Source organism: Bradyrhizobium sp. 1200_D9_N1_1, assembly GCF_052075915.1.
Lineage (GTDB): Bacteria > Pseudomonadota > Alphaproteobacteria > Rhizobiales > Xanthobacteraceae > Bradyrhizobium > Bradyrhizobium diazoefficiens.
This window is the reverse complement of the sequence record NZ_CP197226.1, coordinates 6,099,806-6,123,004: the sequence shown is the minus strand read 5'-3', so window position 1 is coordinate 6,123,004 and position 23,199 is coordinate 6,099,806. Positions and strand designations below refer to the sequence as shown.

Genomic DNA, 23,199 nt, shown 5'->3' with positions numbered 1-23,199 from the left:
CGATGTCGAAGATGGACAGTCCCCAGCAATCCCGACGCAGTTTCCTGGCCGCTGGCGCCGGCGTTGCGGCGTCGGTGCTCGCGAAGCCCGCCTTGGCCGGCAGCGGCAATCCGGCGAACCAGCCTCCCAACGTCCCGGAATGGACCAAGTCGCTCGGCGAGGGCGTCGCCGTGCGCCCCTACGGCAAGCCTTCGAAGTTCGAGAAGGATGTCGTCCGGCGCGACGTCGAATGGCTGACCGCCTCGCGCGAGTCCTCGGTGAGCTTCACCCCGCTGCACGAGCTCGAAGGCATCATCACGCCGAACGGCCTCTGCTTCGAGCGGCATCATGGCGGCATCGCCGAGGTTGATCCGGCCGATCATCGCCTGATGATCCATGGGCTCGTCGAGCGTCCGCTGATCCTCACGCTGGAGGAGTTGAAGCGCTATCCGCGCGTCAACCGCATTCACTTCATGGAATGCGCAGCAAATTCCGGCATGGAGTGGCGCGGCGCGCAGCTCAATGGCTGTCAGTTCACCCACGGCATGATCCATTGCGTGCAGTACACCGGCGTGTCGCTGCGTACGCTGCTCGAAGAAGCAGGGGTCAAGACCAACGGTAAGTGGCTGCTGGTCGAGGGCGCCGATGCGGCCGCGATGGATCGCAGCTTGCCGATCGAGAAGGCGCTCGACGACTGCATCATCGCCTACAAGATGAACGGCGAGGCGCTCTATCCCGAACAGGGCTATCCGATGCGGCTCGTGGTGCCGGGTTGGCAGGGCAATCTCTGGGTCAAGTGGCTGCGCCGCATCAAGGTCGGCGATCAGCCCTGGCACACCCGCGAGGAGACGTCGAAATATACCGACTTGATGCCCAACGGAAAGGCACGTCGGTTCACCTGGTCGATGGACGCCAAGTCGGTGATCACGAGCCCTAGTCCGCAGGCGCCGATCAGGCACGGCAAGGGCTTCACCATCGTCTCCGGGCTGGCCTGGAGCGGAAACGGCAAGGTCAGGCGCGTCGACGTGTCGCTCGATGGCGGCCGCAACTGGTGGCCGGCACGGCTCGACGGCCCCGTGCTCGACAAGGCACTGACGCGCTTCTACTACGAGTTCGACTGGAACGGCGAGCCGCTGCTGCTGCAATCGCGCGTGCAGGACGAGACCGGCTACGTGCAACCGAGCAAGGCCGAGTTGCGCAAGATCCGTGGCGTCAACTCCATCTATCACAACAATGGCATCCAGACCTGGCATGTGCAGGCCAATGGTGAGGTCGAGAATGTCGAAGTCGCTTAAGTTTGCTGCCGCGGCACTGCTCATTTGCGCAATGTGCGCGCCCGCGCCCGCGCAGCAGAAGACCGATCCCAAAGCCGGTCCGCGCTATCACGTCGGCCGCGCGCCGACCGCGGCGGAAATCCGCGGCTGGGATATCGACGTGCGGCCCGATGGTCAGGGCCTGCCGGAGGGCAAGGGCACGGTCGCCCAGGGCGAGAAGCTCTTCATGGACAACTGCTCGACCTGCCACGGCGAGTTCGGCGAGGGTAACGGCCGCTGGCCAGTGCTGGCGGGCGGCAAGGGTTCGCTGACATCAGACAATCCGGTCAAGACGGTGGGCTCGTACTGGCCCTACGCTTCGACCGTGTTCGACTACGTCCGTCACGCCATGCCTTACGGCAATGCGGAGTCGCTCTCGGTCAACGAGTATTATGCGCTGGTCGCCTACGTCCTGTACCTGAACGACGTTGTCACCGACCAGAATTTCGAGCTGACCAACAAGAACCTTGCCACGATCAAGATGCCGAACGAGCAGGGCTTTGTGATGGACGATCGGGCGACGAGCGAGAAATCGTTCTGGCAGAAGGACCCCTGCATGAGGGATTGCATCGAGCCGGTGAAGATCACCGCGCGCGCTGCCGTCATCGACGTGACCCCTGAGGATACCAGGGACGGAAAGTCGCGGGGCGTGGAATGATCCGCGGCCGGGCGAGCCGCCGTGGGTTGCTTCGCAGTTTGTTCGCTGCCGCCTTCATCATGACAAGTCCCGCCGCTCCGTCCCGGGCGACCGAACCGCACCGGCTCGCGCTGCAGATCAGCGACGACGACCCGGCCAAGATGCGCGCCGTCCTCGATGTTGCGGCGAACGTCTCGCGGCATTATTCCGGGCAGGGCGACGACGTCGAGATCGTGGTGGTTGCCTTCAATGGCGGCCTCGACATGCTGCTCGACGACCGCTCGCCGGTGAAGGAGCGCCTGTTGAATTTCCTGAAATCGATGCCCAATGTGAGCTTCATCGCCTGCGGCAATACCCTGGAGACGCTTGCGGTGAAGGAAGGCAGGCGACCGCCGCTGATCGAGGGCATCAGCGTCACCCGGGTTGGTGTTGCCGCACTGATGGATCTCGCGGAAAAGAACTGGACGATTGTCCGACCGTAAGGAGAGAGCCGCCGATGCGATGGTTGATGGGATTGGCTGTCTTGCTCCTTCTCGCGCCGCCCGCCGGCGCGGCCGAGCAGGAGCTCGAACTGTCGGCCGGCGGCCGCACGACCCTCGCGACACTGCGCACACCTGCCTCGATGGGACCGGATACGCCGCTGGTCGTGATGACCCACGGCACGCTCGCCCACAAGGACATGGAAGTCATTCAGGGCGTCGCGAAGGCGCTTGAGCAGCGCGGCATCGCTTCGCTCGCCCATACCCTGTCGCTGGGGCTCGACCGCCGCAAGGGCATGTATGACTGCGCGGCGCGGCACGACTATGTCGTTGACGATGCGGTTGCTGAGATCGGTGCCTGGGTGATCAAGGCGAGGGGCATGTCGCGGTTCGTCTTCACCCTCGGTCACTCGCGCGGCGGCAACCAGGTCGCGCGCTATCTGGCGGCGGGCGAACCCCCGCCGGTCGCGGGTGCCGTGCTGCTGGCGCCGGTGACGGCGAAAGCCGAGGCCGACTTGCGCGCCTCCTATGCCCAGACCTACGGCAAGCCGCTCGAACCGTTCCTGAAGCAGGCAACGAGGACCGTCGCGGCGGGCCGCGGTGGCGAGTGGATGGACGTGCCGGGCTTCATCTATTGCCGCAACGCGGTGGTGACGGCGCGCGCCTTTGCCTCCTTCTATGCCGCCGACACCGGCCAGGACGCTGCGGCGCTCGTGGCGCGGCTCAAGCTCCCTGTGCTGGTGCTCGCCGCGACCAAGGATACGGTCGTGCCCGACGTGGTAGCGTCCTTTGCACCGCTTGCCGATTCGAGCGGCGGCAGGGTGCAGCTCGATAGAATCGAGGACGCCGATCACTTCTTCCGCGACCTGTTCGCGGAAGATGCTGCCGATCGTATCGCCGAATTCATCAAGCAGACACGTTAGGAGGGACCATGCAGCGTCGATCCATGCTTGGCGCGAGCCTTGCCGGACTATTTGGTGCTCTTGCCGTGCGCGAAGCGGCAGCGGCGACGGAAACACCGGCGCGACAGCGCGTCGTCTATCACCTCGCCGATGCCGACCGCGTCGTCTTCGTTCTGGGCAACCTCCAGAACCATGTCGATGGCGCTGGTGGCCCCGGCAAGGCCGATATCAGGCTGGTCGTGCATGGGCCCGCGCTTCGCGCCTTCCACGCGCTCGCCGCCGAAGATCACACCGTTGCGATGATGAAGAAGCTCGCCGACGCTGGCGTCGGATTTGATGCCTGCGCCAACACCATGAAGGCGCAGGGGGTCAAGCTCGACGACCTCACGCCCGGCTTCGTGGTAGCCGAGAAGGGCGGCGTGGTGCGGCTCGCCGAGCTGCAACAGCAGGGATATGCCTATCTGCGGCCCTGAGCAGGCGTGGCGCCGATGCGGCCGGGCCTTGATTTGGCTCATACGGCGCGACCGCAGCGAGCGATAGACTTGGCAGACCTCAAAGGAACACTGAGGCGGCCGTGCTGACGACACTCATCGATCTCCTGGGGGAAGACCGCCTGTCATGGCTCGGCGGCCTTCTGGTCGGCGGCGTCTTTGGATTCTTCGCCCAGCGCAGCCGCTTCTGCCTGCGCGCCGCCGCCGTCGAGTTCTCCCGCGGCGAGGGCGGCCCGCGCCTTGCGGTCTGGCTCCTGACCTTTGCCGCGGCGCTGGTGGGCACGCAGGCCTTTGTCGCGCTCGGTCTGCTCGACGTCTCCGAGGCGCGCCAGCTCGCGCAGCAGGGCAGCATCTCCGGTGCGCTCGTGGGCGGCATGATGTTCGGCTGCGGCATGATTCTGGCCCGCGGCTGTGCCAGCCGGCTGCTCGTGCTCTCGGCCAATGGCAATCTCAGGGCGCTGCTGTCGGGCCTGGTGTTTGCGGTGACGGCGCAGGCTTCTTATCGCGGCCTGCTGTCGCCTGCGCGCGAGTGGGTGACCAATCTGTGGCTTGTCGACGGCGGGCCGTCGCGCGACATCATGGCGGCGTTCGGCGGCGGTACGCCCGAGAAGCTCGCTTTCGGTGGACTATGGCTGATCGCGGGGCTCACCTTCGCCTTTCGCAGCCATTTGCCGCGCCGGCTGATCTTCGCCGCGCTGGCGACGGGCGTAGCCGTCGTCGCCGGCTGGCTCTTCACCTACCAGCTGTCGCAGGCCTCCTTCGCACCGGTGACGCTGAAAAGCCTCACCTTCAGCGGACCGTCGGCCGAATTGCTGATGCTGGTCTTGAACAGCTCGCAGATCCGGCTCGGCTTCGACCTCGGCATCATTCCCGGCGTGTTTCTCGGCTCGTTCGTCGCTGCGGCAAGCGCGCATGAGCTGAAGCTCGAGGGATTTTTCGACGGGCTCGGCATGCGGCGCTATCTGCTCGGCGCGGTGCTGATGGGTTTCGGCGCGATGCTCGCCGGCGGCTGCGCGGTCGGCGCGGGCGTGACCGGCGCCTCGATATTCGCGCTCACCGCCTGGCTCGTGCTCGGCGGCATGTGGCTCGGGGCTGGACTCACCGACCTCTTCGTCGACCGTGCCGGTACGCCACAACCGCAGCAGGCCGCTGGCTCGCCCGCAGCGGGCGCGTGATCAGATATTTTATGGTTTGCTAAATTACATTTTTTGAATATGATTTTCGCAAATGCGGGCCGATTGCGCCGCAACAATGCGGGCGCGCCGCCCTCGGGGAAACGCACATGACCACCATCACGGAAAGCTACGTTCGCGAAGCGCCGCGCACTGCGCGCATCGACTGGTCGCCCTATCTCGTCGGCGCCGGGATCGGGCTGTTGAGCTGGATCGCCTTCGCAGTGTTCGGCGATCCGCTCGGCGTCACCACCGCCTATTCGCGCGTCGCCTCGCTGTTCGCCGTTCCGGTGATCGGGCCGGAGGCTGTGGCGCAGAATTCCTACTGGAAGAGCATGCCGCTGAAGTGGGACTACGGCGTCTGGTTCCTCGTCGGCATCCCGCTCGGCGCATTCCTCTCCGCAGTGATGTCGGGCACGTGGCGGCTCGAGCTCGTGCCGGAAGTCTGGAAGGAGCGGTTCGGACCATCGATCGCCAAGCGCTTTGTCGGCGCGTTCCTCGGCGGCATCGTGATCATGTACGGCGCACGGCTTGCTGGCGGCTGTACCAGCGGACACGGCATTTCCGGCGGTTTGCAGCTCGCGGTGTCGAGCTGGCTATTCCTGGCGGTGATGTTCGCCACAGGACTCGGTATCTCCGCGCTCATGTTCCGCAAACGGTGAAGGGAATCAAGATGACCGCGATGATGACAATCCTTGGCCCCGTGCTAATGGGCGCTGCCTTCGGCTTCCTGCTGCAGCGTGGCAAGGTGACGAACTGTAATGTGATCGAGAACCAGTTTCGCCTGCGCGATTTTACTGTGCTGAAGGTGATGGGCACGGCGATCGTCGTCGGCGGCATCGGCGTGCTGCTGCTCGTCGATACCGGCAACACGAAGTACTACGTGAAGGATGCCAACATGCTGGCGATCGCGCTCGGCGCCGCTTTGTTCGGTATCGGCATGGTGGTCTATGGCTATTGCCCGGGAACGGCGCTCGGCGCCATCGCCACCGGCAGCATCCATGCCTTGGTCGGCGCGCTCGGCATGGTTGCCGGTGCTATCCTTTACGCGCTGAGTTTCGATTGGCTGAAAGCGCACGTGCTCAACGTCTGGGCGCTCGGCAAAGTCCGCCTTCCGGACGTGACGAACATCCCGGACATCATTTGGTTCGCCGCTCTTGCAGTCGGCGCCGGACTGTTCTTCTGGTGGATCGAATCTGTGGAAGCTGAGCAGAAGCGGATGTAGCAGATCACAGGTCACCGTTTTGGTGTCTTGCAGAAGAGCCTGTGCAGCGTTGAAAACAGCTCTTCGATCCTCCGGTCTGCGACACGGTACCACATCGTCTGACCATCGCGCCGACAGGCGACGATGCGCTGTGTCTTCAGCTTTGCAAGGTGCTGCGATAGGGCCGAAGCGGAAAGGCCGACATCCTCGGCAAGCGCGCTCGCGCTGATTTCGCCATATTCGACGAGCTTGCAGACGATGAGCAGACGATGCTCATTGGCAAGCATGCGCATCAGGGCGGCCACCCCCTTTGCCTGCCTTTCGAGTTCGTTCGTATTCATTCGGCGCATGACGGTGTTTCGTTAGCACTTGCGTGCCAGCCGTTAAATATGAGAGCGAAATCCGGGTTTGGCCGGTTAATGAATGGCCCGCGATTGAATCGGCGCGGCATAAGCATGCGAATTATACTCACATCGCTGAATGAGTATAACCGAAGCCCATCGTTCTCAAGGATCTCTGACATACGCCATACGAGTGACGTGTGCACTCCCGCTCCCGGTCCAATCACATGAAGGACTGATCTGAGTTAAAATACCTCAATAAAATGAATATGTTAGACCGAAAATTTGCCGCGGCGCGCATGATGGACTGGAGCGATGGTGTTTTTCAACTGGTTAGAGGGCGGCATGTGCACGACGTGTGCACCTGGAGATCAAGAAAAACCTGACGACAGCCAATGCGGGCAGGTCTTCTACACAAGAGCTTGGCTCACATCGGCTCGATGCCGATCTTCTTGATGACCCCGATCCATTTCGTCGTTTCCGAGGTCATGAAATTCTTCAGGCCCTGGGGATCCATCACCAGCGGCTCGGCGCCCTGCTCGACGAAGAGGGCGCGCACCTTCGGATCGTTTACGGCTTCGACCATCGCTTTGTAGAGCTTGTCGACGACGGCCCTATCGGTGTTCGCTGGCGCAAGAAGCGCAAGCCAGGCGGCGCTCTCGTAATTCTTCAGGCCGGCTTCGGCCGCAGTCGGGACATCAGGCACCGCCGTCATGCGCTTGTCACTGGCCACCGCGAGCGGGCGCGCATCGCCGCTTTTGATCAGGCCGAGGACGTTCGGCAGGAGCTGGAATCCGAGCGGGACCTGCCCTGCGATGAAGTCCGGCGTGTAGGCTGCGATGTTGCGGTAGGGAACGTGCGTGAGCTCGGTGCCTGTGAGCTGCTCGAAATAGGCGGCCGCCAGATGCTGCGAGGAGCCGACCCCGACCGTCCCGTAGTTCAGCTCGCGGGGATGTCCTTTCGCGTAGTCGATCAGCTCGCGCAGCGATTTCGGCGGCAGCTTCGAATTGATCACGATGACATTCGGCAGCGTCGCGAACAGGCCGATCGGGGCGAGGTCCTTCAGCGGATCGTAGGGGAGGTCCTTGTAAAGCGCCTTGTTCGCAGCCAGCGGGCCGGAGGTGCTCATCAGCAAGGTGTAGCCATCAGGTGCGGCATGCGCCGCGGCAGCGGTGCCGATATTGCCGCCAGCGCCGGGACGATTGTCGACCACGAAGGCCTGTCCAAGTGACATGGACATGCGGTTGAGCAGGATACGGTGATCACGTCGCTGGCGCTGCCGCCGGCGAAGGGCACGAGCACCTGGATCGGTCGGGCGGGATAGTCTTGGGCGTTCGCAGCCTGCATCCCCGCGGCTGCGAGCAGGGCACCACCGCCGAGTGCGAGCAGCGACCTCCGGTGAGGATGAAATCCCTCGCTCTGCCGCTGAGAAATGTCCGTGATCTTGCTGCGACCGAACTTTGTCATCTCGGACCGAATCTCCCGACTGTGTCTTGTTCTGCGAGGCCAGGGAGCGTCCGTGACAAGAGCCGTCCGGGATGAGCGCCAGGTCGCGATTATTGCGCCTGGACCGTAGTTAGCGGCTTGATGCGACTGCCATGCCGGCTGGTCTCAAAACTTACCAACCCGTCTCATTTTGCGGCGGGCGCGACATCTTGTCCGAGCCGAAATCCTGCATCTAAGAGATCGTTTTCCGCCGCGGCGTTCTGCGCCTTTTTCGGGAGGACGAGCTTGTGCCACCGGAGGTAGGCTCCACGAACTCCTTTGCCACGGCGGCGGCCTGCGCGAGGTCGCGGCTGATGACGTCGAGCACGGCCTTCGCCGCGACCGACACCGTTCGCCGCGGGTGATGCACCCAGGCAATCGAGCGCACGATCCGTTGCTCGTTGAAGCGATGCGCCCGGATGGCTCCGCTCGCGAGCGATTGCCGGAGTGCGATGGTCGGCAGCACGGTTGCGAAATCCGTGGTGGCGATCACATCGCAGAGCGCAGGCAGGGTGTCGAGTTCGAGACGCGGCCTCAGGTCGATGCCGACGGCGGCGGCGTGCTCGTCCAGGATTAGCCGCAGGCCGTGCCGTTTCGAGGGCAGCACGAGGTCGACATTGGCGATGTGGTCGAAACGCAGTCTTGCCGGCGGCTTGATCGGGCCGTCCTTACGGCAGGCGAACACCATCTCCTCGTCCATGACGTGATGCGCGGCCAGCGGAGTCCTGCGGCGCGGCACGTTGATCAACGCGAAATCGAGCTGGCCGGTGTTGACCCAGTCGACCAGCGTCTCGGTGTAGCCCTCGCAGACCGACAGCGTGATCTCGGGATAGCGGCTGGCGACGGTCGCCGACGACCTCGCCATCGTGCTTTGCGCCACCGACGTGATGAGGCCGACCGAGACGCGGCCCGAGATGCGCCCGCCGAGCTGTGCCATCTCCTGCCGGGCATATTCGGCATCGCGCACGATCGGCGCCGTCAGCCGCACCAGCGCTTCGCCGGCGCTGGTCAGCGTCATGCCCCGGACGCTGCGGTCGAACAGTTTTTGCCCGAGCTCGGCCTCGAGCTTGGCGATCTGCATGCTCAGCGCCGGCTGCACGATATTGAGCTGGCGCGCGGCCCGGGTGACGTTCTTTTCCTCGGCCAGGCACAGGAAATATTGCATCTGCCTGAGTTCCACGGGGCTATCCTTCGGTCGCTGATCCTGCTCGCGATCCATCATCTCAGGTGATCGAATATATAATCAATCATTATTTGTGATGATGGTTGTGATTGCCTAGTCTTGCTGATCGAGGGGCGCGGGCCCCAGGGAGCGAGACCAAAGATATGCAGGACGTCAGCCCCAAGCGGATGATCATCGGCATTTCCGGCGCTTCGGGCGTCACCTATGGTGTGCGCCTGCTCCAGCTCCTGCGCAATGCCGGCGTCGAGACGCATCTGGTGATGTCGAAGACCGCCGAGCAGACGTTTGCCTATGAGACCGACCTGAAGATCGCGGAGGTGAGGGCGCTCGCCAATGTCAACCATGCGATCGACGACATGGCCTCCGCCATCTCCAGCGGCTCGTTCCGCACCGCGGGCATGATCGTGGCGCCGTGCTCGATGCGCTCGATGTCCGAGATCGCGTCCGGTGTGACCACGACACTGCTGACACGGGCTGCCGACGTCGTGCTCAAGGAGCGCCGGCGCCTGGTGCTGATGGTGCGCGAGACGCCGCTGCACACCGGGCATCTCCGGACGATGACGGCACTCTCGGAGATGGGCGCGATGATCGCGCCGCCCGTGCCGGCCTTCTACGCCAAGCCCGAAAGCCTCGACGACATGGTCGAGCACACGGTCGGCCGCGTGCTCGACCTCTACGACATCGATATTGGCGTCGTGCGCCGCTGGGGCGAGGACGAGGCGCTCAAGCGCCGCTCGCTGTCGCTGCGCAAGATCGCGCCCTGACCTGAGACCTTAAGGAAAGACCCGTATGCGAATGGAAGATGTTGCGAGGAAGGGCCCGCCCGCCGATCTGCGCGCCTGGCTCGCTTATCTCGCCGAGCGCGGCAAGCTCGCGATCGCGCGCGAGGGCGTTGCGCTAGCGGACGAGCTCGCCGCCATCGCCAAGCGGCTGGAGCGCGACAGCGCCGTGCTGTTTCCGCGCCCCGACGGGCACGCGATCCCGGTCGTCGCCAACCTCTTTGCCGGCCGCGACTGGGTCGCAGAGTCCATCGGCGTCACCGAGGACCAGCTGCTGCCGCAGCTCCTCGCTGCCGCGAGCCATCCGCTGCCGACACATGAAGTGGCGAGCGGGCCCGTGCAGGAGGTCGTGCATGAGGATATCGATCTGCTGCGCCAGCTTCCGGTCCCCAAGCACAATGAGCGCGACAGCGGCCCCTACATCACCGCGGGCCTCTTGATCGCCCGCAATCCCAAGACCGGCGTGCAGAACGTCTCGATCCACCGCTGCCAGATATCTGGCAAGAACCGCATCGGCGTGCTGCTGCTGCCGCGGCATACATTCTCCTATTATCGCCTCGCGGAAGAGTTGGGCCAGGCGCTGGAGATCGCGATCGTCATCGGCGCGCATCCAGCCTTGCTGCTTGCATCCCAAGCCATCGCTGCGCTCGACGAGGACGAGATGGCGATTGCCGGTGCTCTGCTGGGCGAGCCGGTGGACGTCGTCAAATGCCGCACCAATTCGGTCCGCGTGCCCGCGCATGCGGAGATCGTGATCGAGGGACGGATCTTGCAGGGCGTGCGCGAGCCGGAAGGCCCGTTCGGCGAATTCCCCCAATATTACGGTCCGCGCGCCAATCGCGAGGTGATCGAGGTCGATGCGATCACGCATCGCAAGGCGCCGATCTTCCACACCATCGTCGGCGGCGGTTTCGAGCATCTCATCCTTGGCGGCGTGCCGCGCGAAGCGACGCTGCTGCAGCATCTGCGCCGCAGCTTTCCTGGCGTGATCGACGTCCGCCTGACTCGCGGCGGCACCTGCCGCTATCATCTCGCGATCAAGATCGACAAGGCCAATGACGGCGAGCCCAAGAACGTCATGATGTGTGCCTTCGGTGCGCATTACGACATCAAGCAGGTCATCGTGGTGGACAAGGACGTCGACATCTCCTCGTCCGAGGAGATCGAATGGGCGGTGGCGACGCGCTTCCAGGCCGATCGCGATCTCATGGTCGTTTCGGGCGCGCTCGGCTCGAAGCTCGATCCGACCACCGATAATGGCATCAGCGCGAAGATGGGCCTGGACGCGACCGCGCCGGTCAGCGCCCCCGAGCTCGCCTTCAAGCGCATTCGCGTCAAGGGCGAGGAGGAGGTTGATCTCGCCACGGCCTTGCAGGCCGATCCCAGCGCCGCGGTCGCGCGGTTGCTTGCGGGGGCGCGCGCATGAGCCGATTACCGCGAGAAGGCAACTTGCGTCCGTTTGCGCGGTTGGAATATGTAGCTGACGCCGCTTATAGTGCCGCGCCAGCTAGCCAATCGTTTTGCAGCGCAACGCTGGGAGGAAGGAACTGATGTCGACGGCCCTGCGCATCGCTCACGGCGCTTTCGGCAGGGTCGCTCTGCTCGACATGGATCGTTCGCTGGTCCGTCACGCCCATCATCATTGCCACGTCCTGCTCAAGGTCGAGGGCGCCGACACCCAGTTTCTGGTTGGCGATCAGGTCACGCCGCTCACGGACATGGCCGCCGTGCTGGTCGACGGCTGGAAGCCGCACGCCTATGTGCACGACGCCAGCCGTCCGCGCACGCTCATCATGGCGCTCTATATCGAGCCCGAATGGCTGAAGGAGTTCCGACCCGGATGGGCCGCGAGCGGCGCGCCGGGCTTTTTCGAACGCCCCTCGGGCGAGGTGTCGCCGCGCATCCGCCAGCTCACGCTGCATCTCGCAGCCGAAATGATGGCGAATCCGGACGCGGTGCGGACCCACGAGCAGACGCTGTCGGATCTCATGATCGCGGTGATCGAACGCTTCACGCCCTGGCGCAGCTTCCCGACCTCGATCCGCGGCATGAGGGCGGTGAGCTGCGACTGGCGCATCCGCCGCGCGATGGACGCGATGCGTGTGCAGGATTCCTATGGCAGCGTCGATCAGTTCGTGAAGGGCGCAGGGCTCTCGCGCGCGCAGTTCTTCCGCCTGTTCGAGACCTCGCTCGGCGTCTCGCCAAAAATCTATCTCAACGTCGTCCGCATGGAGCGCGCGCTCGATGCCGTCATGCGCGAGGACACGCCGCTCGGCGAGCTCAGCGAGCGCTTCGGCTTTCCGGAGCCGGCGCATTTCACGCGCTTCTTCCGCGACCATGCCGGCGTCAGCCCGCGCGAGTTTCGCAACGTCTCGCGTCTTGCGGGCTGAGTCTAGCGGCTAATTTTGCGCTGCACGCGCTCGAATGAGACGATTTGGTAAGTCGTGAGAGCCGGCGGTATGGCCCGCGCAGCCCCTGTCCTGACAAGTGTCACCGTCGCGTCAGAGAACGCGTCGGGAGGTATGCCGGGACATGTTGCAGGCGGTCAAATCCGCAAATCCGGGAAGTAGCGATGAGCCGTGGGTTGGGCGCTCGATCGAGCGCGTCGAGGACGCCGCGCTGCTCTCTGGCCGCGGTCGCTTCATCGACGATCTCGGTGTCCAGCCCGGCACGCTGCACGCGACCATCCTGCGCTCGCCGCACGCACATGCCGACATTCTCTCCATCGATGCTGAAGCTGCAAAACGCCTGCCGGGCGTTGCCGCGGTTCTGACCGGCAGCGACGTCAAGGCCGTCACGACAAGCCTGGTCGTCGGCGTGAAGGCGCCGGTCGAATGCTGGCCGATCGCGACGGACCGTGTGCGCTATGTCGGAGAGCCGGTTGCTGTGGTCGTGGCCACCGACCGCGCCCGAGCCGAGGATGCGGCCGAGCTGATCAACGTCGAATATCGCCCGCGCGGCGCCGTCGTCGATCCGCTTGGTGCAATCGCACCGGGGGCGTCGGTGCTGCATGACGGCTTTCCCGGCAATCTCGCCAGCGACCGCTCATTTCGCTACGGCGATCCTGAAGAAGCCTTCGCGGATGCGCCGCATCGCTTCTCCATCGACATCCGATATCCCCGCAACTCCTGCACGCCGATCGAGACCTATGGCGTCGTCGCCTCGCACGATGCGGGCGAGGACGCGTTCGAGGTGCTCGCCAATTTCCAGGGCCCGTTCAGCATCCACACGGTGATCGCGCGTGCGCTGAAAGTGCCGGGCAATCGCTTACGGCTGCGCACGCCGCCGGATTCCGGTGGCAGTTTTGGCGTCAAGCAGGGCGTGTTTCCCTATATCGTGCTGATCGCCGCGGCGGCGCGCGTCACGGGGCGGCCGGTCAAATGGATCGAGGACCGGCTCGAGCATCTTACCGCTTCGGTGTCGGCGACCAATCGCGCGACGACGCTGTCGGCGGCGGTTGGCGTCGATGGAAAGATCCTCGCGCTCGACTGGGACCAGGTCGAGGATTGCGGCGCTCATCTGCGCGCGCCCGAGCCGGCGACGCTTTATCGCATGCACGGCAATCTGACCGGCGCCTACGACATAAGCCACGTCAAGGTCCGCAACCGCGTCGTCGTCACCAACAAGACGCCGACCGGCCTCAACCGCGGTTTTGGTGGTCCGCAGGTCTATTTCGCGCTCGAACGGCTGGTGCAGCGCATCGCGATCGGCCTCGGGCTCGATCCGCTCGACGTCATCAAGCGCAATCTGATCGAGGCGAACGCGTTTCCCTATCGAACAGCGATGGGCGCGCTCCTGGATTCCGGCAACTACCACGAAGCGATCGCGCGCGCGGTCGAGCAGGGCCGGCTTGCCGAACTGAAAGCACGGCGCGACGAGGCGCGGGCAGAGGGGCGTCTCTACGGCATCGGCTTCACCGCGGTAGTCGAGCCCAGCGTTTCCAACATGGGCTACATCACCACCGTGCTGACGGCGGCCGAGCGCCGCAAGGCCGGACCGAAGAACGGCGCGCAGGCGACCGCGACCGTCGGGCTCGATCCGGTCGGCAGCGTCACGGTGCATGTGGCGTCCGTGCCGCAGGGGCAAGGCCATCGTACTGTGGTGTCGCAGGTCGTTGCCGATGTGTTTGGCCTCCAGCCCAGGGATATCCGCGTCAACACCGAGATCGACACCGCCAAGGATGCCTGGTCGATCGCATCGGGCAACTATGCGAGCCGCTTCGCGGCGGCGGTGGCCGGCACCGCGAAGATCGCGGCCGAGCGCGTCGCCGGCAAGCTCGCGCGCATCGCCGCCAGCCAGTTGAACGTCGAGGCGCCGGACATCGTGTTCGCGCGGGGATTCGTCGCATCAAAACACAATCCCGAGAACCGGATCGCGTTCTCGCGCGTCGCCGCGCTCAGCCACTGGTCGCCGGGTTCGCTACGCGACGACGCAGGCCAGACCATCCGCGAGACTGTGTTCTGGACGCCGCCGGAGCTGACGCCGCCGGACGATGAGGACCGCATCAATTCCTCGCTTTGCCACGGTTTCATCTTCGACTTCTGCGGCGTCGAGATCGACCGCACGACGCTGGAGACGCGCATCGACCGCTACGTCACCATGCACGATTGCGGCACCATTTTGCATCCTGGCATGGTCAACGGCCAGATCCGCGGCGGCTTCACTCAGGCGCTCGGCGCCGCACTCTTTGAGGAATATGCCTACACCGAGGACGGCAGCTTCCTGACGGGAACGCTCGCCGACTATCTGCTGCCGACCACGACCGAGGTGCCGGAGCCCGAAATCATCCACATGGAGACGCCGTCGCCGTTCACCCCGCTCGGCGCCAAGGGCGTCGGCGAAGGCAATTGCATGTCGACGCCGGTGTGCCTTGCCAATGCGGTCGCGGATGCGCTGGGCGTTGCCGACATCACCTTGCCGCTGGTGCCGGCGCGCCTTGCGGAGATGGTGCGCGGTGCCGAGCCGCCGCCGCCAGCAGGCGGTGCGACCGCAGCGCCCGTGCGCGAAGGCGACCGGCGGCTGCGCGGCGAGGGGCAGGCCTCGGTCAAGAGCGCGCCGGAGCAGGTCTGGGCCATGCTGCTCGATCCCGCGACGCTGCAATCGGTCATTCCCGGTTGCCAGAGCGTCGACAAGGTCACCGAGACGCATTTTCGCGCCGACGTGACGCTCGGCATCGGCCCCGTCACCGGCCGCTATCGTGCCGATGTGGAATTGTTCGATCTCGATCCGCCGCATGCAGTGACCTTGCGCGGCGGTGCCAGCGGCGCGCTGGGTTTTGGCAGCGCCGATGGACGCATCACGCTCGCGCCCGACGGCAACGGCGGAACGAAGCTCACCTACAGCTATGACGCTGCCATCGGCGGCAAGGTCGCCAGCATCGGCGGGCGGCTGCTCGATGGCGCGACGCGCGTCATCATCGGCCAGTTCTTCACCGCGCTGGCCCGCAAGGCCGGCGGTGGTGGCGCGGAGGGCGGAGGTTTCTCGCTGTTCGCGTTGCTGGCCGGCCTGTTCGGGGGGCGCCGATGAAGCCGCCCGCATTCGACTATCTCCGCGCCGAGAGCATCAGTGATGTCCTTGATGGACTGGCACAGCAGGGCGGCGATGCCCGCGTGCTCGCGGGCGGGCAGTCACTGATGGCGATGCTCAACATGCGCCTTGCCAAGCCAAAACTGTTGATCGACATCATGCGTCTCAGGGAGCTGCGCCAGATCGAGCGGAAGGGCGACGCCGTCGTCATCGGCGCCGGTGTACGCCAGGCCGATCTCCTGGCCTGGCCAGATCTTGCCGAGACCCTGCCGCTGGTGGCGCTGGCGCTGCCCTGGGTCGGGCACATGCAGACCCGCAGCCGTGGCACCATCTGCGGTTCGCTCGCGCATGCCGATCCCAGCGCCGAGATTCCGCTGACGCTGGTCGCGCTTGGCGGTGAGGTGTTCTTGCGCAACGCTAAACGACGCCGCCGCGTGGCGGCAAAGGACTTCTTCTCCGGCATGATGCTGACCGCGCGCGCTGATGATGAGCTGATCGAAAGCATATCGCTGCCTGTCATCAAGGGATCGCGCGTCGCTTTCCGCGAGGTCGCGCGCCGGCACGGTGATTTCGCGATCGTCGCCTGCGCAGCCATGAAGACGCCAACGGGTGTGCGCCTCGCTGTCGGGGGCGTCGCGGATGTGCCGACCGCGCGCGATTGGCCGCGGCTCGATGGGACCGCGCTCGACGACGCCCTCAACGCCTTCGCTTACGAGCTTGGCGCCCACGACGACGTCCACGCGACCGCGCGCTACCGCCGCGACCTCGTGCGCATGATAGGCCGCGACCTGATCGGCGAGGTGCTGCAATGACCCGTCTCAAGGCGGACCGCCGCCATGCCGTCCGTTTCGCGCTCAACGGCAATCCCGTCGAGGGCGAGGCCGAGCCGCGGATGCTGCTCTCGGATTTTCTGCGTCACCAGCTGGGGGCGACCGGCACCCATGTCGGCTGCGAGCACGGTGTCTGCGGCGCCTGCACAATCGTCGTCGACGGCATGCTGACGCGGTCGTGCCTGACGCTCGCGGCGCAAGTCGATGGCTGCGAACTGAAGACGGTCGAAGGGCTCGCGCCGTCGGCCGATCGGCTTGGCGTGCTGCAGCAGGCCTTCCGCCGCAACCACGCGCTCCAGTGCGGCTTCTGCACCGCCGGCATCTTGATGTCGCTGGACCATTATCTCGCGAATAACCCGGCGCCGACCGAGGCGGAGATCCGGGATCTTCTCAGCGGGCATATCTGCCGCTGCACCGGCTACACCCCAATCATCCAGGCGGCGCTCGAAGCCGCCGCCGAACTCGCTTCATCCAAAAATGAGACGTCCGATGCTTGATCTCGCCAGCAGCTTCATGGCCAGCGCCGCGCGCGATCCCAATGCGATTGCCTTGGTCGACGGCGACCTTCGTCTGACCTATCGGCAATGGTACGACAAGATTTCCGCGCTGGTGGCGTCGTTCGACCGCCTCGGCCTCAAGCCCGGCGATCACGTCGTCACGCTGCTGCAGAACCGCTGGGAGGCGGCGACGCTGCACTGGGCCTGCCAGATCGCGGGCCTCGTGATCACGCCGATCAACTGGCGCGCCAAGGCCGACGAGCTCGATTATTGCATCGAGAACGCCGAGGCCTGCGCGGTCTTCCATCAGGACATCTCTGCCGAGCCCGTGCAGGGTTCGGCGCTGGCAGGCAGGCTGCTGCGCGTGTCCGTCGATCCCGGGACCGGTGAGGCCACCAGCTTTTCTGACCTGATCAAGGACCGCGCGCCCGACGCGGAGCCGCGTGTCGGTGCCGATGCCTGGTCGATCATGCTCTACACCTCGGGCACGACGTCTCGGCCAAAGGGCGTGCCGCGCCGGCACCGCGCCGAGCGAGCCGCAGCGATCGCCCATGTCGCGCAGAATCTCTACGGCCGCGGGGAGCGCACGCTCGGCGTCATGCCGCTCTACCACACCATGGGCGTCCGCTCGCTGCTGGCGATGTCGCTGATCGGCGGCACGTTCATCTGCCTGCCGCGCTATGACAGCCGCCAGGCGCTGGCGCTGATCGAGAAGGAGGAGATCACCAACCTCTATCTGGTGCCGACGCTCTATCACGACCTCGTCCATCACGAGACGTTTGCCGGGACCAACGTCTCCAGCGTGCGCAAGCTCGGTTTCGCCGGCGCCTCGATGACCGATGGCCTGCTGAAGAAGCTGAACGAGGCGTTCAAGCCAAACCTGTTCGTCAATCATTACGGCAGCTCGGAGATCTACACCTTTACCATCGATCAGAACGCCGCGGCAAAGCCGGGCTCGGCCGGCAAGGCGGGGCTGAACCAGCACGTCAAGGTTGTTCGCATCGGCGCGCGGTCGGTCGCCGAGCTTGCTGCGGTTGGCGAGGAGGGCGAGATCATAGCGACGCTCGCCGGTGACGAGGCTTTCGAAGGTTACTGGCGGCGTCCCGAAGCCGACGCCAAGTCGCTGCGCGAGGGCTGGTACTTTACCGGCGACACCGGCTACGTCGATCCCGACGGCGACCTGTTCGTCACCGGCCGCGTCGACGACATGATCATCACCGGCGGCGAGAACGTCTCGCCGGTCGAGATCGAGAGCTGCCTGTCGCTGCATCCTGATGTCGATGAGGTCGCCGTGGTCGGTGTCGCCGACGAAAAATGGGGCAAAATCGTCGCCGCCTTCGTCAAGCGCAATCGCAACGTTTCCGAGAGCGAGCTGGAGCAGTTCTGCCGCACCTCGGGGCTCGCCAACTTCAAGCGGCCGCGCCGCTACGTCTTCGTCGACGCGATCCCGAAGTCGCCGGTCGGCAAGCTGCTGCGGCGCCTGCTCGTCGCCGGAGAATACGAGACCGAGCGCCGCCCGCCATCGGACGCCGCTTGATCATCACGCATCAACAGAAGGAAGCGAAGATGCCGTCATCCTATACTTTTGCCGATCCCCGGCTTGCCAAGCTCGACGGGTTCAAGGTCGAGATCGACGAAGCGCACGAGCGCGCGGACATCATCCTGGGACGTCCGCCCTACAACGTCGTGGCGATGCCGCAGCGCGACCAGCTTCGGCTGACCTTCGAGACTCTGGACGAGGATCCGCGCGTGCGCATCATCGTGCTGCGCGGAGAGGGCGAGCATTTCTCAAGCGGCGGCAATATCGGAGGCTTCATGGAAGCGAGCCCCGAGCACGTCTCCAAGCTCGCCTGGAACATCGCCGCGCCGGCGCGTTGCGCCAAGCCTGTTATCGTCGCCAATCGCGGCTACTGCTTCGGCGTAGGCTTCGAGTTGTCGCTGGCCTGCGACTTCCGCATCGCATCCGAGACCACGCAATATGCGCTCCCGGAGCAGAAGCTCGGCCAGATCCCGGGCTCGGGCGGCTCGGCCCGCCTGCAGAAGATGGTCGGCATCACCCGCACCAAGGACATCGTGATGCGCTCCAAACGCATCTCGGCCAAGCAGGCCTATGAATGGGGCATCGCCACCGAATGCGTGCCGGATGCCGAGCTGGAGAAGGCGACCGACACGCTCGTCGACGAGCTTCGTACCTTCTCGCCGCTGGCGCAGCGCACCGCCAAGAAGCTCCTCAACGACACCGAGGACTCGACGCTCGCCATCGCCATCGAGCTCGAAGGCCATTGCTACAGCCGCCTGCGCCAGTCGGAAGACTTCAAGGAGGGCGTCGAGGCCTTCAACGCCAAGCGCCCGCCGAGATTCGTCGGCCGCTGAGACGCGACGCAAGCGCAATGCCGCGGTTCGCAATGGCGCGGACCGCGGCGCCGTTCAAACGGGGGAGGTAAAACAACATGGCTGAGATGGATATGCCGGTCGCCGGTGCACAGGCATCGGCTGACAACAAGCAGATGGTCAATGCGATCATCGCATCGGTGCTCGGATGGGCGCTCGATCTGTTCGATTTGTTCATTCTGCTCTACGTGGCGCCGGTCGTCGGCGCGCTGTTCTTTCCGTCGAGCAATGCCGCGCTCTCGCTGGCCGCGGTCTATGGCTCGTTCGCGGTCACGCTTTTGATGCGGCCGCTCGGCTCGGCGGTGTTCGGCCATTATGCCGACGTGCACGGCCGCAAGCAGGCGATGCTGATCGCCATTGTGGGCGTCGGCCTCAGCACGGCGGCGTTCGGCCTGCTGCCGACCATCGCGCAGGTCGGCGTGATCGCGCCGATCATGTTCCTGATCCTGAGGCTGGTCCAGGGCATCTTCGTCGGCGGCGTCGTGGCGTCCACCCATACCATCGGCACCGAGTCCGTGCCGCCGCAATGGCGCGGCGCGATGTCGGGCCTGGTCGGCGGCGGCGGCGCGGGCATCGGTGCGCTGCTCGCATCCTTCATCTTCCTGATCACGTCCTCGGTCTTCCCCGGCGATGCCTTCGCGGTCTGGGGCTGGCGTTTCATGTTCTTCTCGGGCCTGCTGAGCTCGCTGCTGGGCTGGTTCATCTTCCGGAACCTCGAGGAATCCCCGTACTTCAAGGAGCTGAAGCGCCAGCAGGGCAACAAGCAGGCGAAGGTCTCGAAGGCGCCGGTGAAGGACGTGTTCTCCGGCCAGTATCGCGGCGTGCTGCTGGTCAATTTCTCATCACCTTCGGCGGTGGAGCCGGCTATTACCTGACCTCGGGCTACCTGCCGAGCTTCCTGAAGGTCATCAACGCGGTCCCGAACCAGACTTCGTCGCTGATCCTGATGGGCGCGAGCGTGTCGGCGTTCTTCTCTGCGGTGCTGGTCGGCGCGCTGAGCGACCGCATCGGCCGCAAGAAGACGTTCCTTCTGATCGGCGCACTGGCGGCAGTGCTGCTGCCACTGTGCTATCTCAATCTCGCTGCGACAAAGGACACGACGCAGATCACGGTCTACGCGCTGGCAATCGCCTTCATCGGCAATGCCGGCTATGCGCCGGTGCTGATCTTCCTGAACGAGCGCTTTCCGACTGCGCTGCGCGCGAGCGGCACGGGCTTGTCCTGGAACATTGGCTTTGCGCTGGGCGGCATGATGCCGACCTTCGTCTCGCTGGTGAGCGGCAGCCCCGCAGAGATTCCGATCTCGTTGGCCTATTTCGCGGTCGGCGTGTTCGTGATTTATCTGATCGGCGCGATCGTGATCCCGGAGACCAAGGGCAATTTCCGCTAGGCCAAATCGGCGCGGCTGCACCCGCGGCCGCGCCGATCCATCGAATTGCGCAACGAGACGGGTATGGATGGACTGCATCAGACGACCTGATCGTCGGCGGCGGGGCGGCGGGCCGCGTGCTCGCTAACCGGCTTTCCGCCGATGGGCACCGCCGCGTTCTCCTGATCGAAGCCGGAATGGACATGCCGCCGGGAGCAAGCCGGTCGCCCGTGTCTATGAGCAGGGCCGGTGATGGGCGGCGGCTCCAGTATCAATGCGCAGTCGGCCAATCGTGGCTTGCCGCGCGACTATGACGAATGGCGCGATCTCGGAGCGCGAGGCTGGGGCTGGGCGGACGTGCTGCCGTACTTTCTCAAGCTCGAGACCGATCTGGATTTCGACGGCCCGTTGCACGGCCGAAGCGGCCCGATCCCGGTCCGCCGCATCGCGCACGAGGCGATGCCGCCGTTTGGCCGCGCCGTCGGCGAGGCGTTGTCGGCGACGGGCCTGCCGTTCCGAGAGGACCAGAACGGCTAATTCGAAGACGGTATCTTCCCGCCGGTCGAATGCCGGACGAAGGAACGCCGAGCGTCCGCTCGGACCAATATCGCGGCGCCAAGCTCTATTGTAATATTTGATATATCATGTATCAACGCTGAGGCGGTGGCGTGAAATCGTGTAAGGGCATCATGAAACCAGTTTTTGGGGTGGTGGCGGACGATCTAACCGGCGGTATGGAGACCGCCGCCATGCTCATCGCTGCCGGTATCGACTGCGCGTTTGTCACCGACCCCGAACTTGTTGCGACGATCGGCGACATCCCCGCCATCGTGGTTGCGCAAAAAACGCGCGTCATCCCGGCTGACGAAGCTGTTGCCAGGAGCGGGAAGGCGGCGCGGGCTTTGCTCGCGCGTGGCGCGCGTCAGATCTTCTTCAAGTATTGTGCGACATTCGATTCCACCGACCGCGGCAATATCGGTCCCGTGGCGGACATGCTGATGCAGCTCACGGGCGCGGACCACACTGCGTTTTGCCCCGCCTCTCCCTCGCTTCGTCGCACCGTCTACAACGGCCATCTCTTTCTCGGGACCGAGCTGATCTCGGACTCGCCGAAGCGCAACGATCCGCTGACGCCGATGACGGATCCCGATCTCGTTCGCGTGTTGCAGAGGCAGACGCCAACCAGGGTCGGCCTTCTTGCCCATCCTTCGGTCAGTGCCGGCCCTGCACATTTGGAGCAGGCTATCGCGTCCGCGACCGGGCAGGGTGTTCGCTACTTCATTACGGATGCGATCTATGATCGCGATCTCGATGTGCTCGCCGAGCTGACTTCCGACTGGAAGTTGATGACGGGCAACGCAACTATCGTTCAGCACTACCCTGCGATCTGGAAGGCGCAGGGGCTCGTCGCCCCAACGAGCAACCGGGCGCGCTTGCCCGCAGTGGATGGCAGCGGGGTGGTTCTTGCCGGCAGTTGCGCGGAACGCACGCTCGAGCAACTCGCCGAATTCGAACGACACCGCCCAGTGCTTCGGATGAATCTCCTGGCGGCCGACGATGTCGGGTCAGCAGTCGGGGTGGCGCTCGACTGGGTGCGACCGCGGCTGAAGGACGGGCCTATCGCCATCTCAACCTCGGAGTCTCCCGAAGTCGTCAAAATGGTCCAGGAGCGATATGGGCGCGAAGGTGCTGCGCAACTTGCCGAGACCATCCTCGGCCGTCTCGCTGTTTCTCTTCGTGGTGCCGGAGTCCGCCGCTTCGTCGTCGCCGGCGGCGAGACCTCGGGTTCGATCGTTGATCACCTTGGCATTCGAAGCCTGCGGGTTGGCCCCTATGGCGGCCCGGGCATCGGCACGGCCACGACCGACGACGCGGATCCGATCGCCCTTTGCCTCAAGTCCGGCAAGCTCGGGCCGGTCGACCTGTTCATGACGACGCTGAAATCGATGCTGAATCCGGAGGATGCCAATTGAACGAGCTCGAAACCAGGCAATCGCTGCTAAACATCGTCGAGACGCTTGAAAAGAAGGGGTTCAATCACGGCAGCAGCGGCAATGTAAGCTGCCGCCTCGGGGAGGACATTCTCATCACGCCGAGTGGTGGCAACAGCGGCAACACGACGCCCGATCGCCTGGTGCGGCTGAAGCACGACGGAACCGTGCTCGGCGGCGGCCTGCCGTCCAGCGAATGGCATATGCACCTCGCCATCCTCAAGGCCTATCCGCACGTGAATGCGGTCGTACATACACATGCCGACTGCTGTGTCGCGCTGGCATGTCTTGCGAAGCCAATTCCGGCGTTCCACTACATGGTCGCGGGTTTTGGCGGGAACGACGTGCCGTGCGTTCCCTACGCGACATTTGGAACACGAGCGCTCGCCGAAGGCGCGGTCGCCGCGCTTCGGAAGCGCAAGGCCTGCCTGCTGGCCAACCACGGGATGATCGCCGCGGGCGCAAGCCTGCAGGCGGCTTTCGATCTCACCGTAAAGCTTGAGACTCTTGCCAGGCAGTATCTGCTCGCCTGTCAGGCCGGCGCGCCGACGATCCTTCCCGATGATGAAATGGCGCGGGTGCTCGAACGCTATGCGAGCTACGGCCGAGTTGCTTTACCAGCCTGATCGA

General features: G+C 64.8%; 22 protein-coding genes and 2 pseudogenes. 21 read left to right on the top strand and 3 right to left on the bottom strand.

The genetic code is table 11. The annotated features are described in order from the left end of the window. Window positions 1–2 precede the first annotated feature (2 nt). The 8 genes from soxC to AB5K84_RS29490 all read left to right on the top strand — a co-directional run bounded on the left by soxC (window position 3) and on the right by AB5K84_RS29490 (window position 6,198). A complete protein-coding gene (gene soxC / locus AB5K84_RS29525; RefSeq protein WP_441232703.1) occupies window positions 3–1,274 on the top strand; it encodes a sulfite dehydrogenase in 1,272 nt (423 codons plus the stop codon). Next, complete coding sequence (locus tag AB5K84_RS29520) at window positions 1,258–1,950, top strand: c-type cytochrome (protein ID WP_038965950.1); 693 nt, start codon at window positions 1,258–1,260, stop codon at window positions 1,948–1,950. Before soxC ends, AB5K84_RS29520 begins: the two co-directional genes overlap by 17 nt. A gap of 59 nt (window positions 1,951–2,009) precedes the next feature. After that, entirely contained in the window at window positions 2,010–2,411 is a 402-nt protein-coding gene (locus tag AB5K84_RS29515) for a DsrE family protein (RefSeq protein ID WP_231166726.1), read from the top strand. Between the two features lie 14 nt (window positions 2,412–2,425). Next, window positions 2,426–3,331 (top strand): alpha/beta hydrolase, encoded by a 906-nt coding sequence (locus tag AB5K84_RS29510; RefSeq protein WP_011086303.1) that lies wholly within the window; start codon window positions 2,426–2,428, stop codon window positions 3,329–3,331. Between the two features lie 8 nt (window positions 3,332–3,339). Further along, window positions 3,340–3,783, top strand: a complete 444-nt coding sequence (locus tag AB5K84_RS29505; RefSeq protein ID WP_011086304.1) for a DsrE family protein — start codon at window positions 3,340–3,342, stop codon at window positions 3,781–3,783. A 101-nt stretch (window positions 3,784–3,884) separates the two neighbouring features. After that, entirely contained in the window at window positions 3,885–4,976 is a 1,092-nt protein-coding gene (locus AB5K84_RS29500) for a YeeE/YedE family protein (protein WP_011086305.1), read from the top strand. A 107-nt stretch (window positions 4,977–5,083) separates the two neighbouring features. Beyond that, window positions 5,084–5,635 (top strand): YeeE/YedE thiosulfate transporter family protein, encoded by a 552-nt coding sequence (locus AB5K84_RS29495; RefSeq protein WP_011086306.1) that lies wholly within the window; start codon window positions 5,084–5,086, stop codon window positions 5,633–5,635. Window positions 5,636–5,646: 11 nt separating this feature from the next. Beyond that, the gene (locus tag AB5K84_RS29490) at window positions 5,647–6,198 is read left to right on the top strand and encodes a YeeE/YedE thiosulfate transporter family protein (protein WP_011086307.1); all 552 of its coding nucleotides are present in this window, start codon (window positions 5,647–5,649) and stop codon (window positions 6,196–6,198) included. An 11-nt stretch (window positions 6,199–6,209) separates the two neighbouring features. Here AB5K84_RS29490 and AB5K84_RS29485 read toward each other — a convergent pair whose 3' ends face one another. The 3 genes and pseudogenes from AB5K84_RS29485 to AB5K84_RS29475 form a co-directional block, all read right to left on the bottom strand. Next, entirely contained in the window at window positions 6,210–6,527 is a 318-nt protein-coding gene (locus AB5K84_RS29485; RefSeq protein ID WP_011086308.1) for an ArsR/SmtB family transcription factor, read from the bottom strand. 418 nt (window positions 6,528–6,945) lie between these two features. Next, window positions 6,946–7,985 (bottom strand): annotated as a pseudogene (locus tag AB5K84_RS29480) (Bug family tripartite tricarboxylate transporter substrate binding protein). 211 nt (window positions 7,986–8,196) lie between these two features. Beyond that, window positions 8,197–9,168, bottom strand: a complete 972-nt coding sequence (locus tag AB5K84_RS29475; RefSeq protein WP_038965948.1) for a LysR family transcriptional regulator — start codon at window positions 9,166–9,168, stop codon at window positions 8,197–8,199. Window positions 9,169–9,329: 161 nt separating this feature from the next. On the opposite strand from AB5K84_RS29475, the gene AB5K84_RS29470 reads away from it, so the two are divergent. The 13 genes and pseudogenes from AB5K84_RS29470 to AB5K84_RS29410 all read left to right on the top strand — a co-directional run bounded on the left by AB5K84_RS29470 (window position 9,330) and on the right by AB5K84_RS29410 (window position 23,195). After that, window positions 9,330–9,950, top strand: a complete 621-nt coding sequence (locus AB5K84_RS29470; RefSeq protein ID WP_011086312.1) for a UbiX family flavin prenyltransferase — start codon at window positions 9,330–9,332, stop codon at window positions 9,948–9,950. Window positions 9,951–9,975: 25 nt separating this feature from the next. Beyond that, a complete protein-coding gene (locus AB5K84_RS29465) occupies window positions 9,976–11,391 on the top strand; it encodes a UbiD family decarboxylase (protein WP_038965946.1) in 1,416 nt (471 codons plus the stop codon). Window positions 11,392–11,515: 124 nt separating this feature from the next. After that, complete coding sequence (locus tag AB5K84_RS29460; protein WP_011086314.1) at window positions 11,516–12,355, top strand: helix-turn-helix transcriptional regulator; 840 nt, start codon at window positions 11,516–11,518, stop codon at window positions 12,353–12,355. A 142-nt stretch (window positions 12,356–12,497) separates the two neighbouring features. Further along, window positions 12,498–15,491 (top strand): xanthine dehydrogenase family protein molybdopterin-binding subunit, encoded by a 2,994-nt coding sequence (locus AB5K84_RS29455; RefSeq protein ID WP_063921440.1) that lies wholly within the window; start codon window positions 12,498–12,500, stop codon window positions 15,489–15,491. Continuing rightward, window positions 15,488–16,303, top strand: coding sequence for an FAD binding domain-containing protein (locus tag AB5K84_RS29450; protein WP_011086316.1), 816 nt, complete (start codon window positions 15,488–15,490; stop codon window positions 16,301–16,303). Before AB5K84_RS29455 ends, AB5K84_RS29450 begins: the two co-directional genes overlap by 4 nt. Next, entirely contained in the window at window positions 16,300–16,818 is a 519-nt protein-coding gene (locus AB5K84_RS29445; protein WP_011086317.1) for a (2Fe-2S)-binding protein, read from the top strand. The genes AB5K84_RS29450 and AB5K84_RS29445 overlap by 4 nt, the downstream gene beginning before the upstream one ends. Further along, window positions 16,811–18,355, top strand: a complete 1,545-nt coding sequence (locus tag AB5K84_RS29440) for an AMP-binding protein (RefSeq protein ID WP_038965939.1) — start codon at window positions 16,811–16,813, stop codon at window positions 18,353–18,355. Before AB5K84_RS29445 ends, AB5K84_RS29440 begins: the two co-directional genes overlap by 8 nt. Before the next feature lie 29 nt (window positions 18,356–18,384). Then, window positions 18,385–19,191: an enoyl-CoA hydratase/isomerase family protein gene (locus AB5K84_RS29435; RefSeq protein WP_011086319.1), complete on the top strand. Its 807-nt coding sequence runs from the start codon at window positions 18,385–18,387 to the stop codon at window positions 19,189–19,191. 77 nt (window positions 19,192–19,268) lie between these two features. After that, a pseudogene (locus AB5K84_RS29430) lies at window positions 19,269–20,599 on the top strand (MFS transporter). Between the two features lie 116 nt (window positions 20,600–20,715). Further along, window positions 20,716–20,892 (top strand): hypothetical protein, encoded by a 177-nt coding sequence (locus AB5K84_RS29425; RefSeq protein WP_370163106.1) that lies wholly within the window; start codon window positions 20,716–20,718, stop codon window positions 20,890–20,892. Then, complete coding sequence (locus tag AB5K84_RS29420; RefSeq protein WP_028171913.1) at window positions 20,831–21,115, top strand: GMC family oxidoreductase N-terminal domain-containing protein; 285 nt, start codon at window positions 20,831–20,833, stop codon at window positions 21,113–21,115. The genes AB5K84_RS29425 and AB5K84_RS29420 overlap by 62 nt, the downstream gene beginning before the upstream one ends. A 152-nt stretch (window positions 21,116–21,267) precedes the next feature. Then, a complete protein-coding gene (otnK, locus tag AB5K84_RS29415) occupies window positions 21,268–22,551 on the top strand; it encodes a 3-oxo-tetronate kinase (RefSeq protein WP_038965938.1) in 1,284 nt (427 codons plus the stop codon). Beyond that, window positions 22,548–23,195 (top strand): class II aldolase/adducin family protein, encoded by a 648-nt coding sequence (locus AB5K84_RS29410; RefSeq protein ID WP_011086324.1) that lies wholly within the window; start codon window positions 22,548–22,550, stop codon window positions 23,193–23,195. The genes otnK and AB5K84_RS29410 overlap by 4 nt, the downstream gene beginning before the upstream one ends. Window positions 23,196–23,199 lie beyond the last annotated feature (4 nt).

Bases quoted from the DNA above. Each gene is read 5' to 3' on its own strand.
- otnK (WP_038965938.1), top strand. From the start codon at position 21,268: ATGAAACCAGTTTTTGGGGTGGTGGCGGACGATCTAACCGGCGGTATG.
- AB5K84_RS29420 (WP_028171913.1), top strand. From the start codon at position 20,831: ATGGGCGGCGGCTCCAGTATCAATGCGCAGTCGGCCAATCGTGGCTTG.
- AB5K84_RS29435 (WP_011086319.1), top strand. From the start codon at position 18,385: ATGCCGTCATCCTATACTTTTGCCGATCCCCGGCTTGCCAAGCTCGAC.
- AB5K84_RS29520 (WP_038965950.1), top strand. From the start codon at position 1,258: ATGTCGAAGTCGCTTAAGTTTGCTGCCGCGGCACTGCTCATTTGCGCA.
- AB5K84_RS29465 (WP_038965946.1), top strand. From the start codon at position 9,976: ATGCGAATGGAAGATGTTGCGAGGAAGGGCCCGCCCGCCGATCTGCGC.
- AB5K84_RS29505 (WP_011086304.1), top strand. From the start codon at position 3,340: ATGCAGCGTCGATCCATGCTTGGCGCGAGCCTTGCCGGACTATTTGGT.
- AB5K84_RS29460 (WP_011086314.1), top strand. From the start codon at position 11,516: ATGTCGACGGCCCTGCGCATCGCTCACGGCGCTTTCGGCAGGGTCGCT.
- soxC (WP_441232703.1), top strand. From the start codon at position 3: ATGTCGAAGATGGACAGTCCCCAGCAATCCCGACGCAGTTTCCTGGCC.
- AB5K84_RS29515 (WP_231166726.1), top strand. From the start codon at position 2,010: ATGACAAGTCCCGCCGCTCCGTCCCGGGCGACCGAACCGCACCGGCTC.
- AB5K84_RS29440 (WP_038965939.1), top strand. From the start codon at position 16,811: ATGCTTGATCTCGCCAGCAGCTTCATGGCCAGCGCCGCGCGCGATCCC.
- AB5K84_RS29475 (WP_038965948.1), bottom strand. From the start codon at position 9,168: ATGCAATATTTCCTGTGCCTGGCCGAGGAAAAGAACGTCACCCGGGCC.
- AB5K84_RS29510 (WP_011086303.1), top strand. From the start codon at position 2,426: ATGCGATGGTTGATGGGATTGGCTGTCTTGCTCCTTCTCGCGCCGCCC.
- AB5K84_RS29470 (WP_011086312.1), top strand. From the start codon at position 9,330: ATGCAGGACGTCAGCCCCAAGCGGATGATCATCGGCATTTCCGGCGCT.
- AB5K84_RS29495 (WP_011086306.1), top strand. From the start codon at position 5,084: ATGACCACCATCACGGAAAGCTACGTTCGCGAAGCGCCGCGCACTGCG.
- AB5K84_RS29450 (WP_011086316.1), top strand. From the start codon at position 15,488: ATGAAGCCGCCCGCATTCGACTATCTCCGCGCCGAGAGCATCAGTGAT.
- AB5K84_RS29485 (WP_011086308.1), bottom strand. From the start codon at position 6,527: ATGCGCCGAATGAATACGAACGAACTCGAAAGGCAGGCAAAGGGGGTG.
- AB5K84_RS29455 (WP_063921440.1), top strand. From the start codon at position 12,498: ATGTTGCAGGCGGTCAAATCCGCAAATCCGGGAAGTAGCGATGAGCCG.
- AB5K84_RS29490 (WP_011086307.1), top strand. From the start codon at position 5,647: ATGACCGCGATGATGACAATCCTTGGCCCCGTGCTAATGGGCGCTGCC.
- AB5K84_RS29445 (WP_011086317.1), top strand. From the start codon at position 16,300: ATGACCCGTCTCAAGGCGGACCGCCGCCATGCCGTCCGTTTCGCGCTC.